This is a genomic window from Bogoriella caseilytica (assembly GCF_003752405.1).
Classification (GTDB): domain Bacteria; phylum Actinomycetota; class Actinomycetes; order Actinomycetales; family Actinomycetaceae; genus Allobogoriella; species Allobogoriella caseilytica.
This window is the reverse complement of sequence record NZ_RKHK01000001.1, coordinates 257,172-269,535: the sequence shown is the minus strand read 5'-3', so window position 1 is coordinate 269,535 and position 12,364 is coordinate 257,172. Positions and strand designations below refer to the sequence as shown.

11 protein-coding genes are annotated in these 12,364 nt (G+C 70.3%); all 11 read left to right on the top strand.

The window, feature by feature from the left end; translation table 11 throughout:
• Positions 1-21 precede the first annotated feature (21 nt).
• The 11 genes from rplU (at position 22) to EDD31_RS01160 (ending at position 12,180) form a co-directional block, all read left to right on the top strand.
• On the top strand, positions 22-336 hold the full coding sequence (gene rplU / locus EDD31_RS01210) for a 50S ribosomal protein L21 (protein ID WP_123304951.1): 315 nt from the start codon (positions 22-24) through the stop codon (positions 334-336).
• Positions 337-385: 49 nt separating this feature from the next.
• Positions 386-640, top strand: a complete 255-nt coding sequence (gene rpmA, locus EDD31_RS01205) for a 50S ribosomal protein L27 (RefSeq protein ID WP_123302556.1) — start codon at positions 386-388, stop codon at positions 638-640.
• Between the two features lie 84 nt (positions 641-724).
• Complete coding sequence (gene obgE, locus EDD31_RS01200) at positions 725-2,242, top strand: GTPase ObgE (protein ID WP_123302555.1); 1,518 nt, start codon at positions 725-727, stop codon at positions 2,240-2,242.
• A 75-nt stretch (positions 2,243-2,317) separates the two neighbouring features.
• The gene (locus tag EDD31_RS01195) at positions 2,318-2,581 is read left to right on the top strand and encodes a hypothetical protein (RefSeq protein ID WP_123302554.1); all 264 of its coding nucleotides are present in this window, start codon (positions 2,318-2,320) and stop codon (positions 2,579-2,581) included.
• A 45-nt stretch (positions 2,582-2,626) separates the two neighbouring features.
• Positions 2,627-3,769: a glutamate 5-kinase gene (gene proB, locus EDD31_RS01190; RefSeq protein ID WP_123302553.1), complete on the top strand. Its 1,143-nt coding sequence runs from the start codon at positions 2,627-2,629 to the stop codon at positions 3,767-3,769.
• A 132-nt stretch (positions 3,770-3,901) separates the two neighbouring features.
• Complete coding sequence (locus tag EDD31_RS01185; protein ID WP_123302552.1) at positions 3,902-5,581, top strand: TIGR04028 family ABC transporter substrate-binding protein; 1,680 nt, start codon at positions 3,902-3,904, stop codon at positions 5,579-5,581.
• Positions 5,582-5,655: 74 nt separating this feature from the next.
• Positions 5,656-6,591: an ABC transporter permease gene (locus tag EDD31_RS01180; protein WP_211336142.1), complete on the top strand. Its 936-nt coding sequence runs from the start codon at positions 5,656-5,658 to the stop codon at positions 6,589-6,591.
• Positions 6,592-6,594: 3 nt separating this feature from the next.
• Positions 6,595-7,440 carry an ABC transporter permease gene (locus EDD31_RS01175; RefSeq protein ID WP_123302550.1) on the top strand — a complete coding sequence of 282 codons (846 nt, stop codon included), beginning with the start codon at positions 6,595-6,597 and terminating at the stop codon, positions 7,438-7,440.
• Positions 7,437-9,116 carry a dipeptide ABC transporter ATP-binding protein gene (locus tag EDD31_RS01170; RefSeq protein WP_123302549.1) on the top strand — a complete coding sequence of 560 codons (1,680 nt, stop codon included), beginning with the start codon at positions 7,437-7,439 and terminating at the stop codon, positions 9,114-9,116. The genes EDD31_RS01175 and EDD31_RS01170 overlap by 4 nt, the downstream gene beginning before the upstream one ends.
• Positions 9,113-10,264: a carboxymuconolactone decarboxylase family protein gene (locus tag EDD31_RS01165; protein WP_123302548.1), complete on the top strand. Its 1,152-nt coding sequence runs from the start codon at positions 9,113-9,115 to the stop codon at positions 10,262-10,264. Before EDD31_RS01170 ends, EDD31_RS01165 begins: the two co-directional genes overlap by 4 nt.
• Positions 10,261-12,180: an FAD/NAD(P)-binding protein gene (locus tag EDD31_RS01160; RefSeq protein WP_123302547.1), complete on the top strand. Its 1,920-nt coding sequence runs from the start codon at positions 10,261-10,263 to the stop codon at positions 12,178-12,180. The genes EDD31_RS01165 and EDD31_RS01160 overlap by 4 nt, the downstream gene beginning before the upstream one ends.
• The last annotated feature ends 184 nt before the right edge of the window (positions 12,181-12,364 follow it).

Genomic DNA, 12,364 nt, shown 5'->3' with positions numbered 1-12,364 from the left:
ACCGATTCCCCGAGCACAGAGATGAGCAGCAACGTGGTGTACGCGATCGTGAAGGCCGGCGGCCGTCAGGAGAAGGTGTCCGTGGGCGACATCCTCGTCGTCGACCGTCTCGACGGGAAGCCTGGCGAGACCGTCGAGCTCCAGCCCGTGATGCTTGTTGACGGCGAGAAGGTGACCACCGGCGGCGATGTCAAGGCCACGGTCACTGCCGAGATCGTCCGGGCCGAGAAGGGCCCGAAGATCAACATCATGAAGTTCAAGAACAAGACCGGCTACCGCCGTCGTCAGGGCTACCGCTCCAGCCTGACCCGGCTCAAGGTCACCGGCATCAACTGACGCGGCGGCCCTCACGGGCACGTCCCTGGACTGAGAAGGAAGGCCTGAAATGGCACACAAGAAGGGCGCCAGCTCCTCCCGGAACGGCCGCGACTCCAACGCCCAGCGCCTCGGTGTGAAGCGCTTCGGTGGCGAAGAGGTCAAGGCCGGCGAGATCATCGTGCGTCAGCGCGGAACCAAGTTCCACCCCGGCCGCAACGTCGGTATCGGCAAGGACGACACCCTCTTCGCTCTCGAGCCCGGCGCGGTCACCTTCGGCCAGCGCCGCGGCCGCAAGGTCGTCGAGGTGCTCGCCGAGGCCTGAGCCTGGCGAGACGAGAACTCCCGACAGGGGCGGATGGCTGATGCCGTCCGCCCCTGTCGCATTCCCACGAAAGGAACCGCACCGATGCCCAGCTTCGTCGACCGCGTGACCATCCACGTCGCGGCCGGGAACGGCGGCCACGGCTGCGCCTCGGTGCGGCGCGAGAAGTTCAAGCCCCTCGGTGGGCCCGATGGAGCCAACGGCGGCCCGGGCGGTGATGTCATCCTCGAGGTGGACCCCCAGACCACCACCTTGCTCGACTTCCACCACCAGCCCCATCGCAAGGCCACCAACGGCGCTCCCGGCAGCGGCGATCTGCAACAGGGCTCGCGCGGCGAGACCCTCGTGCTCCCGGTCCCCGACGGCACCGTGGTGAAGTCCCCGGACGGCGAGGTCCTCGCCGACCTGATCGGGGCCGGTACCCGCTACGTGGCGGCCTCTGGCGGTCGCGGAGGTCTGGGCAACGCCGCACTGGCCTCCCCGCGGCGCAAGGCGCCCGGTTTCGCACTCCTGGGTGAGGAGGGCGAGAGCGCCGACCTGATCCTGGAGCTGAAGTCGGTGGCGGATGTTGCCCTGGTCGGCTTCCCCAGCGCGGGCAAGTCCTCGCTCATCGCCGCGATGTCGGCCGCCAAGCCGAAGATCGCCGACTACCCCTTCACCACCCTCGTGCCCAACCTGGGTGTGGTCCAGGCTGGCGATCATCGCTACACCATGGCCGACGTCCCCGGGCTGATCCCCGGAGCCGCTCAGGGCAAGGGCCTGGGTCTGGAGTTCCTACGCCATATCGAGCGGTGTGCGGTGATTGTGCACGTGCTCGACTGCGCCACGCTGGAGCCGGGCCGTGACCCCCTCAGCGACCTGGACATCATCGAGGCTGAGCTTGCCCAGTACTCCAGTGACCTGGCCGGCAACGGTGTGCCCATGGCAGAGCGGCCGCGGCTGGTGGTGCTCAACAAGATCGACGTGCCTGAGGCCCGTGACCTCGCCGAGCTCGTGCGCCCGGACCTCGAGGGCCGCGGCCTGCGAGTCCTGGAGATCTCCACCGTCGCGCGCGAAGGGCTGCGGCCGCTGTCCTTCGCGTTGGCGGAGCTGGTGGCCCAGGCCCGGCAAGCAGCACCGGCACCGGAGGCGGCGCGCACGATCATTCGCCCCCGCGCCGTGGACGACGCCGGGTTCACCGTGACCGAACGCACCGGACCGGACGGCCCGTTCTTCCAGATCCGCGGCGCCAAACCGGAGCGATGGGTCGGACAGACCGATTTCGCCAACGACGAGGCTGTCGGCTACCTGGCCGACCGGCTCAACCGCCTTGGCGTCGAAGACGGGCTGTTCAAGGCGGGGGCCGTGGCGGGTGACACCGTCATCATCGGCAAGGAGGAGGGCGGTGTGGTCTTCGACTGGGAGCCCACCATGCAGACCGGTGCCGAGCTCCTCGGCCCGCGTGGCTCGGATCTGCGCCTCGAAGGGGCCGGTCGCGCCGAGCGGCGCAGCACCATTGAGCGGCGACGCGAGTACCAGGAACGCATGGACGCCAAGACCGTGGCCCGCGAGGAGCTGTGGACCGAGCGCGAATCCGGGCACTGGACCTCCGAGAAGGAGTGACGTCGCCGGGAGCGCTGCGAGCCTGGCGGATCGGTCCGAGATGCCAGGGCGGTCACGGAGTGCCACGGTGGAGCCATGGCCAAGGACAGTAACCCACAGGAACCGCAGCCCTCGGTGCGCAAGGCCCGGAACGAGAAAGGTGGCTCCGAGGCGGAACGACGCCCGGAACAGCAGTCCGGGATGAAGGATCCCCTGGAAGCACCCCCGGCGGACCACGGCGAGGAAGGTGGCGGTGATCCGGCCGCGGGTGCCCAGCAGGACGCCACCGGTTCCGGCGGTGAAATCCGGCCCTCGGGGCCTGATGGCGGCCACCGTTCCGGCCGCGAAGGTGGCCTCTGAGAGACACTTGAGCCGGCGTGCGTCGGCCTGGGCCACAATGTCCAGGTGACGCCTTCCCATCCGCCGACCAGCCGCACTGACCTCCCCCACGCCGCCCGCGTGGTGGTCAAGGTCGGATCCACCTCGCTGACCGGCCCGGACGGCCGCCTCGACATGGCAGCCCTGCGCGCTCTGGTCACCGTCCTCGCCCAGGCGCGAGCGCGCGGGCAGCAGGTGGTACTCGTGTCCTCCGGCGCCATCGCCGCGGGAATCGGTCCCCTCGGTTTGGCGGCGAAGCCTCGCGATCTGGCCACTGCGCAGGCGACCGCCTCGGTGGGGCAGGGCCTGCTGATGGCCCAGTACTCCGCCGCCTTCGCCGAGCACGGCCTGGGCGCGGCCCAGGTGCTGCTCACCGCCGATGACGTGATGCGCCGGCGTCACTATGCCAATGCCCATCGCGCACTCGAGCGGCTGCTGACCCTCGGGGTGGTGCCCGTGGTCAACGAGAACGACACGGTGGCCACCGATGAGATTCGCTTCGGTGACAACGACCGGCTCGCTGCTCTGACCTCGCACCTGGTGCGTGCTGACGCGCTCGTGCTGCTCACCGATGTCGACGGACTCTACGACGGCCCGCCCAGCCGGGCGGGCAGCCGTCTGATTCCCGACGTGCGCTCGCCCGCTGACCTCGCGGGCATCGAGGTGACCGGGCGCGGCTCGGCGCTGGGCACCGGAGGCATGCTCACCAAGGTTCAAGCCGCACAGATGGCCACGGCCAATGGCACAGCGGTGCTGCTCACGAGTGCGCGGCGCGCCGGCGAGGCGCTCGCTGGAGCCGAGGTGGGCACCTTCTTCACCGCCACCGGCCGCCGCTCTCCGGCGCGACGGCTCTGGTTGGCGCACGCCGCCGAGATCCGGGGCCGGCTACAGCTCGACGCCGGTGCAGCCCATGCTGTGACCTCCGGCAAGCGATCCCTGCTGGCCGCCGGGATCACCGCCGTCGACGGGGACTTCGAAGCCGGCGACGTGGTCGAGCTGTTCGGCCCCTCAGGCCTGGTCGCGCGGGGGGTGAGCGCCTACTCCTCCCGTGATCTGCCCGCGATGCTCGGCCGGTCCAGCGATGAGCTGCGCGCCGCCGCCCATCCCGATGAGCCGGTGCGCCCCGTGGTCCATCGCGACGACCTCGCCCCCATGGGTACGGAGCAATAGCGCCGGGCGCCGTCTCGAATCGCGGAATCGGAGGTTCCGTCCGAGCACGAGGGAAGCCGAAGCCAGGAAGCTGACGTCTGCCCCACCCTGCGGGTCGGCACTCAGCCGGCCCTCGTTCTCGGAGGAACCACGATGTCCCAGCCTTCCCGCTCCCGCGTGGCGCGCCGTGCCCGCCTGCCGTTGCCGGTGACCCTGACCGTCGCAGCCATGGCGCTCGCCGCCTGCGGCTCGGAGGCGGCCGAGACCGGCGAACAGGGGGACAACGGTGCCGACGAGGCAGCAACGGGTGAGCCCACCGCCGGTGGGCAGCTCGTCTACCTCGAGTACCAGCCGCACGACACCCTCTACCCGCCGCAGACCGGCTTCTACCCCAACAGTGGCCTCATGGTGAACGTCGCGGACCGCCTGACCTACCAGGATCCCGAGACCCTCGGGATCCACCCGTGGGTGGCCACCGACTGGGAGATCAATGACGACGCGACCGAGTACGTCTTCACCCTGCGTGAGGATGTCACCTTCTCCGACGGCACGCCGCTGAATGCCGAGGTGGTCGCGAAGAACTTCGACACCTACGGGCTCGGTGACACCGACCGAGGCCTGACCGTCTCGGAATCGGTGAACAACTACGCCGGATCCGAAGTCCTGGGCGAGTACGAGGTGCGGTTCACCTTCGATGCCCCTGCCCCCGGCTTCCTGCAGGCCACCTCGACCTACACCACCGGACTGCTCTCCGCGGAGACGCTGGACGGCACCCTGGAGGACTTCGGTGCCGGGAACGCCACCAACGTGATCGGCTCCGGGCCCTTCGTCATCACGGAGGAGGACCAGGGCACCCGCCTGCTCCTCGAAGCCCGCGAGGACTACGACTGGGCCCCGGAGGCGCGCGATCACTCCGGGCGGGCCTACCTGGATGCCATCGAGATCCTGGTGACCCCGGAGGACTCGGTACGCATCGGCTCGCTCACCTCGGGGCAGGCGGACTACATCCGCTACGTCCAGGCTCATGACGAGGGGCAGGTCAGCGATGCCGGCTACGAACTCTTCGCCCCGGGCACCCGCTCGGTGAGTAACGGCCTGGCCTTCCGGGTGGGCAATCCGCTCGTGGAGGACGAGCGTGTACGCCGCGCCATCATCCTGGCCGCCGACACCGAGCAGATCGTCGAGACGATCTACTCGGAGAACTACCCCGTGGCCACCGGCGTGCTGGTGCAGGACGCCGCCGGCTACGTCGACCTCTCCGAGGAACTCCTGGTCCACGACCCCGAGGAGGCCGCCCGCCTGCTCGACGAGGCCGGCTGGGACGAGATCGGATCGGACGGCATTCGCGTGCGGGACGGCGAACGCCTCTCCCTGCGCGTGTGGCCGGCCCGCCCCCAGCCACTCTCGCGGCCGAACCTCGAACTGCTCGCCCAGCAGCTGGCCGCCGTGGGCGTCGAACTCGACGTGCTCTCCGGCGACCAGGCCCAGGAGAACATCGAGATCCGCGACCCGCAGCTCACACCGCTGTATCACGGCATGGTGGGGCGAGCCGATCACGACGTGATCAAGAGCTTCTTCCACCCGGAGAACCGCGACCAGCTGATCACCGAGGACGAGGAACTCATCGCGCTGCTGGAGCGGGTGGCTTCGGAGCCGGATGCCCAGAGCCGCGACGAGGCCTCCGCCGACGTGCAGCGTTACCTGGCGGAGAACTCGCTCTACTTGCCGATCTTCGAGGAGCCGCAGGTCTTCGGCGCCGCCCCGCACGTGCACGGCATCGAGTTCGACCCGGTCGCGCGGCCCGACTTCTATGAGACCTGGCTCGATCAATGACCACCTCGCCTCCGTTGACCGCGGGCCCCGCCACGGAGCCCAGCCGGCTCCCGGTGCGGCGGCGCCCCCGCCGCCTGCCCTACTGGGTGGCGCGGCTGGGGCAGGCGTTGATCGTGCTCTTCCTCGCCCATGCCGCGACCTTCCTGCTGCTCCAGGCGCTCCCCGGTGACGCGTTGGTCGTGCGCTTCGAGGATCCCAGCCTCGGGCTGAGCCAACAGGAGATCGAGCAGCTGCGCGTCACCTATGGCGCCGACGCCGGGCTGGGGGAGAGCTATCTCGCCTCCCTCGCCGGCGTGCTCACCGGCGATCTCGGGCACTCGGTGCAGTACGGCACTGCCGTGACCGCCATGATCGCCGAGAACCTCCCGCACACGCTGCGACTGGCCGGGAGTGCCTTCGCTCTGGCGATCCTCCTCGCCCTGGCGATCACCGTGGCCTCCGCCCTGGCGCCCTTGGCCTGGCTCCGGGACCTCCTGCGATCGCTGCCCTCACTCTTCGCCGCCGTGCCGGTGTTCTGGCTGGCGATCGTGCTGGTCCAGGTGCTCTCTTTCCAGCTCGGATGGGTGCGCTACATCGGGGCCACGGGGGCCGAGGCCCTGATCCTTCCGGTGCTGGCCATCGCGGTGCCGATCTCGGCTCCCATGGCCCAGGTGCTGGTGCGCTCGATCGACCAGGTTGCCCTGCAGCCCTTCATCTCGGTGACCCGGGCCAAGGGCGCCGGCCCGTGGTGGCTGCTGGTCCGGGCCGTGGCGCGCAATGCGATCCCGCCCTCGCTGACCGTGGCGGGGGTGCTGCTGGGTGAGCTCATCGGCGGGGCGGTGGTCACCGAGACGGTCTTCGGCCGCGCCGGGATCGGCAGGATGACCGAGCAGGCCGTGGGATCGCTGGACCTGCCCGTCCTGCAGGGCGTCGTGCTGGTCGCGGCTCTTGCCTTTGTGCTGGTCAACCTCGCCGTCGACCTGCTCTACCCCGTGCTGGATCCGCGCCTGCGACCGAAGACGAGGAGCTGAGCCATGAGCACCGTAGTCACTGCGTCCGATTCGCCCGCCCGCCGCGCCCTGCACGGTGTGCGGCGCTGGCGCCCCTCCGTGGTGCTGGCCACGGGCGTGCTGGTCGTGGCGATCACCTGGGCGCTCCTGCCCGGCCTCCTCGCCCCGCACGAGCCGCTGACCTCCGTGGGCCCCGCCCGGACCGGCCCCAGCCTGGCGCATGTCTTCGGCACAGACGCGATCGGCCGGGATCTCTTCTCCCGCGTGATTCACGGCGCCTCGCGCTCCCTGACCGGTGCCCTACTGGCCGTGGGCGTCGGGCTCATGGTCGGCACGGCCCTGGGCGTGCTGGCCGGATCTTCCGTGCGCCTCGTCGACGACCTCATCATGCGGCTCGTGGACGTGCTGCTCGCCATCCCGCAGCTCCTGCTCATGCTCTCTGTGCTGGTGCTGCTCGGCTTCGGCACCACCAATGCCGCGATCGCCGTGGGCATCTCCTCGGTGGCGGCCTTCGCGCGACTGGCGCGCTCGGAGGTGGTGCGGGTTCGCCGCACCGACTACGTCGAGGCGGCCTTCGGCTCCGGTGGGCGGTTCCTGACGGTGCTGTGGCGCCATGTGCTGCCCAACTCCGCGGGGCCAGTGGTGGCACTGGCCGCACTACAGTTCGGCATAGCGATCATCGCGCTCTCCACGCTCAGCTTCCTCGGCTACGGTGCTCCGCCGCCGCAGCCGGAGTGGGGGCTCCTGATCGCCGAAGGCCGTGACCACTTGGCGACATCGTGGTGGATGACCACGCTTCCCGGGCTGGTGCTCGTGGCTGTGGTGGTGTCCGCGAATCGTGTGTCGATGGCTTTGAGGAGGCAGCGATGACCCAGCAGGATCCAGCAGCACCCCCGGTGCTGGCCGTGGACGATCTCGCCGTCGGCTACCAGGTGGGTGGCCGCACCGTCGAGGCCGCGCGGGGCGTCTCTCTCCAGGTCGAGCGGGGTCGGACCCTGGCGGTGGTGGGGGAGTCCGGCTCCGGAAAGACCTCGACCGCTCAGGCGGTCATCGGGCTGTTGCCCGAGAACGGCAGGGTGCTCGGTGGACGCATCGAGATCAACGGCACCGACATCTCCCGCTGGAACTCGCGGCGTCTGCAGAGCGTGCGCGGCGCCGTCATCGGGCTCGTCCCCCAGGATCCGAACAACTCCCTGAATCCGGTCAAGACCGTGGGCGCGAACATCGCCGAGGTGCTGCGCATCCATCGCCGGGCCGACAGGCGCGCGGCCCATGATCGTGTGGTGGAGCTGCTCGAACGCGTCGGCATCGACGATCCGGAGCGGCGCGCTCGCCAGTACCCCCACGAGCTCTCCGGCGGCATGCGGCAGCGGGCGCTCATCGCCTCCGCGATCGCCCTCGAACCAGATCTGATCATCGCGGACGAGCCCACCTCGGCCCTGGACGTCACCGTGCAGCGCCGGGTGCTCGACCTCCTGGCCGACCTGCAGCGCGAGATGGGCACCGCGGTACTCCTGATCACCCACGACCTCGCCGTGGCTACAGACCGGGCTGATGAGATCACCGTGCTCAAGAACGGTCACGTGGTCGAGCACGGCAGCACCGCCAGCGTGCTCGCCGCCCCCAGCCATCCCTACACCCGCTCGCTGCTGGCCGATGCGCCGGCCTTCCAGGCCGCAGATGCCAGCCACCGCCACGCCACCACTGCGTTGCTGGACCGTGCCGGCGTGAGCGCGGACGCCGGAACCGGGCAGGCGGCGCCGGAGTCGGTTGCCGTGTCGGTGCGGAACCTGGTGCAGGAGTTCGCGCTGCCCCGCTCCGGTGCCTTCCGGGCTGTGGACGAGGTGTCCTTCGACGTCGTCCAGGGCACCACGCACGCGCTGGTGGGGGAGTCCGGCTCCGGCAAGACCACCACCGCGCGCGCTGTGGTCGGGCTGCAGGCGCCCAGCTCGGGATCGATCCACGTGCTGGGCCAGGAAGTCACGGCGCTGGACCGGGCGGGACTGCGTCGCTTCCGGCGCGGTACGCAGCTCGTCTATCAGAATCCCTTCAGTTCACTCGATCCGCGCCAGAGCATCGCCTCGATCGTGGCGGAACCGCTGAAGAACTTCGCTTGGGGCGACCGCTCTGAGCGGCAGCGTCGGGTTCGCGAGACGCTCGAACGCGTGGCGCTTCCCGCCGAGGCCGGGCGCCGCCGGCCCGCCGAACTCTCCGGCGGCCAGCGCCAGCGGGTGGCCATCGCCCGGGCGCTGGTGCTGGACCCGCAGCTGCTGGTGCTCGACGAGGCCGTCTCGGCACTGGATGTCTCGGTCCAGGCCCAGATCCTCGATCTGCTCGGGGAACTGCAGGCCGAGCTCGGCCTGACCTACCTGTTCATCTCCCACGACCTGGCGGTGGTGCGTCGCATCTCTGACACGATCTCCGTGATGCGGCATGGACGGGTAGTCGAACACGGCCGCACCGAGAAGGTCTTCGCCGCACCGGAACACGACTACACCGCCGCGCTGCTGGACGCCGTTCCCGGACGGATTCGGCAGTACGCATGACGAAGGGACACTGGGTGATCGACAAGGACCTCGTGGCACGGGCCGCGGATCTGGGCCACAGCGCGGATGCCTGGCAGGCCAAGCCCGAGGTGGCCGCAGCCGTGGAGCGAGCCCACCAGGCGGTCTTCGCACCTCAAGACGACTCAGTCTTGCCGGTCGCCGCGCGCCGTGCACTCGCCGTCCGCACCGCCCAGCAGCACGAGGCCGGCCGACTGGTCGACCACCATCGAAGTGCCGAGGCACCCGAGGCGAGCCGTGTGCTGCCACAGCCCCTGCTGCAGTTCACCGACCTGATCTCCCTCTCCCCAGCTCTGGCCCAGCCCGGAGACATCAGCACCCTCGCCCGCGCCGGCATCCGGCCCGACGAGCTCGTCGTGGCCGGCCAGGTGGTGGCATTCACCGTCTTCCAAGCGCGCCTCATCGGCGGACTGCGACTGATCGCCGGCCACGAGCCCGGTCTCCCGGTGCGCGCCCAGGCAGGCCTCGCTGAGGGACGCTCCAAGCGGCGGGCCGATCTCGCCCCGAACGGCCGCCCCTCACCGCAGCACTACACCACCGGGCTCCTCGGCTGGGAGCCCTGGGTAGCGCCGGTGCCCGGTGAGCAGCTCACCGAGACGCAGCGGGAGTCCTATGCAGGCAAGCCGGACATCCCCTACTTCCGCCTGCTGGCCCGCGCCCCCGAGATCCTCCAGGCACGGACCGCAGTCGACGACGCGATCTTCCTGACCCGGGCGGGCCTGCCGCGCGCGGAACGCGAACTGGCCGCAGCCGTGTGCTCCAAGGTCAACGACTGCCTCTTCTGCGCCTCGGTACACGCCCGCAAGGCAGCGCAGATGTCCAAGCGCCCTGCCGACGTCGACCGACTGCTGGCCGCCGAGCCACCGCGCGGCCGCGGCTGGACCGCCACCGAACCGCGACAGCTCGGCGTGCTCACCGCAGATCAGGACGAGCGCTGGGGGGCGATCATCGCCTTCTCCGCCGCCGTCTCGGCCGGCACCTGGACCGCTGCGGAGGCGCCGCTGCAGGCACTGCGCCAGATCCTCAGCGAAGCCGAACTGACGGATCTGGTGTCCGCGGTCGCCTTCTTCTCCTGGGCGAACCGGCTCATGCTCACCTTCGGCGAGCCCTTCGTGCCGGAGCAGCAGTGAGTGACCATATCGATCTGCACGCCGACGTCATCGTGGTGGGCGGCGGCCCGCGGGGGGTGTCGGTCGTTGAGCGACTCACCGCGCGCCACAGCGGCGTCGAAGCCGTGCAGGTGGCAATCATCGATGCGGTCGAAGTCGGTGCGGGCGCGACCTGGCGCACAGATCAGACACCCCACTTCCTGAACAACACCTATGCGGCGCACACCACCGTGTACCCGGACGAATCCACGCCGATGTCCGGCCCGGTCACCCCTGGACCGGACCTGATGCAGTGGGCCGAGGCCTCGCCGCGACCAGCCGACCGGCCGGGCTGGGCCGATGAGGAGATCTCCGGCCTGCGACCCTGGGACTTCCCCTCACGGCGTCTGCAGGGCGTCTACTTCCGCGAACAGCTCGCCTCGATCGCTGCGCGAGGCGGGGTCGAGATCATCCCGGTCACCGGATCGGTCTGCGATGTCACGGCCGATGGTGAGCAGCGGATCGTGCACTTCACCGACGGCATCCGCCTCGCAGCGCCCGTGGTGATCCTGGCCCAGGGAATGGTCCAGGCGCGACGCGACGGCACCACGGAGGCCTTCCGGCACGCCGCGCAGGAACAGGGCCTGACGTATATCGAACCCGGCATGCCCTCCGAACGGGACTGGAGTCAGCTACCGGCCGGGGAAGACGTACTCGTCGCCGGGCTCGGCGCGAACTTCTTCGACGTCGTGGCCGAGCTGACCGCCGGGCGCGGCGGCCGGTACGAGGCCGAGGATTCCTCGAGACCTTTCGAGCTCACCTACCGGCCCTCCGGCCGCGAGCCCCGGCTGCTCGTGGGATCGCGCCGAGGCCTGCCCTACCGCTCGAAGTCCTTCTACGGCGGCCTGCCGCAGGGATACCGGCCCATGCTCGCCACCCGGGAGTGGTTCGACGACCAAGCCCAGGGCCGCCATCTCGACTTCCGTGAGCACATCTGGCCGCAGATCGCCCGGGAGCTCGCCCTGGCCCACCTCGAGACCCTGCGTGCCTGGCATCCCGCCACCCTCACGGCGCCGCTGAGCGCCGAGGAGCTGATCGATCGCGTACGAGCCACGCCGGGAGGTGCCCTGACCGCGCTGGTGGCCGAGCTGGTTGCCGACCCCCACCGCCGCATCGACCTCGACCGGCTGGACCGGCCGGATGTCGTCGACCCCGACGGCCCCGCCTGGGACGCCTGGGTCCAGCGCTGGCAGGCGATGGAGCTGGAGTCCATCACCACGCCGATACAGAGCCCCCGCGCCGCGGTCAACCGTGCTTTCGCGGTCCTGCGCACCCTGGCCGGCAAGCTCGCCCGAGACGGTGCCCTGCACCCCCGATCGCTGCAGGCTGACGTCCAGGGGTGGTTCGAGGCCCTCGGTGTCGCGCTCGCCTCGGGTCCGCCACCGCATCGCACCGCTCAGCTGCTGGCCCTGGTGCGCTCCGGCCACGTGCAGCTGGTGGGGGAGGGGCTAGCCATCGACGTGGCCGGGGGCGTCTTCACCGCCACCTCCGCGGTGCGGGGCCGCGTGCACCGTGCCCGCACGCTGGCCGAGACGCGCATGTCGAAGGGGTACGTCGACGTCACCAACGACCCTCTGCTGCGCGCGCTGCTGGATAGCGGACGTGCGCGCTTGCACACGCGCCCGAACCCCGACGGCGCCGGCGTGCTCACGCGCACCCTGGATGTGACGCCGGCGCGGTACACGCTCGTAAACGCCGACGGCATCGAGGACGAGCGGGTGATCGCCATCGGCATCCCGGTCAACGATGTGCAGCCCGGATCGGCGATCGGTGCGACCCCGGGTGTGCCCTCGCCCCTGATCGGCGGCGCCGACGTGGCGGCGGCCCACGCCCTGCATCTGCTGGGCTACGGCGCGGGCGTGAGCCCAGTACTTGACGGAGCCCTGGAGCGCCACTAGCGTCAACTCCAGCCGGACCACCCGGCAAGCCCTTTGGGCATCCAGTGCATCCAGCACGAAGGAACAGACACGACCATGAACACTCACCGCACACTCGGGCAGTCGCCGTCGACTCTGCGCTCCGAGGTCATGTGTATGTGCATGTGTGGTCGTGCCCGAATGTCCGCCTGAGACGTTCGCGAAG

Excerpts from the sequence above, each read along its gene's own strand:
- EDD31_RS01195 (WP_123302554.1), top strand. The coding sequence starts at position 2,318 with ATGGCCAAGGACAGTAACCCACAGGAACCGCAGCCCTCGGTGCGCAAG.
- EDD31_RS01185 (WP_123302552.1), top strand. The coding sequence starts at position 3,902 with ATGTCCCAGCCTTCCCGCTCCCGCGTGGCGCGCCGTGCCCGCCTGCCG.
- EDD31_RS01165 (WP_123302548.1), top strand. The coding sequence starts at position 9,113 with ATGACGAAGGGACACTGGGTGATCGACAAGGACCTCGTGGCACGGGCC.
- obgE (WP_123302555.1), top strand. The coding sequence starts at position 725 with ATGCCCAGCTTCGTCGACCGCGTGACCATCCACGTCGCGGCCGGGAAC.
- rpmA (WP_123302556.1), top strand. The coding sequence starts at position 386 with ATGGCACACAAGAAGGGCGCCAGCTCCTCCCGGAACGGCCGCGACTCC.
- rplU (WP_123304951.1), top strand. The coding sequence starts at position 22 with ATGAGCAGCAACGTGGTGTACGCGATCGTGAAGGCCGGCGGCCGTCAG.
- EDD31_RS01175 (WP_123302550.1), top strand. The coding sequence starts at position 6,595 with ATGAGCACCGTAGTCACTGCGTCCGATTCGCCCGCCCGCCGCGCCCTG.
- EDD31_RS01170 (WP_123302549.1), top strand. The coding sequence starts at position 7,437 with ATGACCCAGCAGGATCCAGCAGCACCCCCGGTGCTGGCCGTGGACGAT.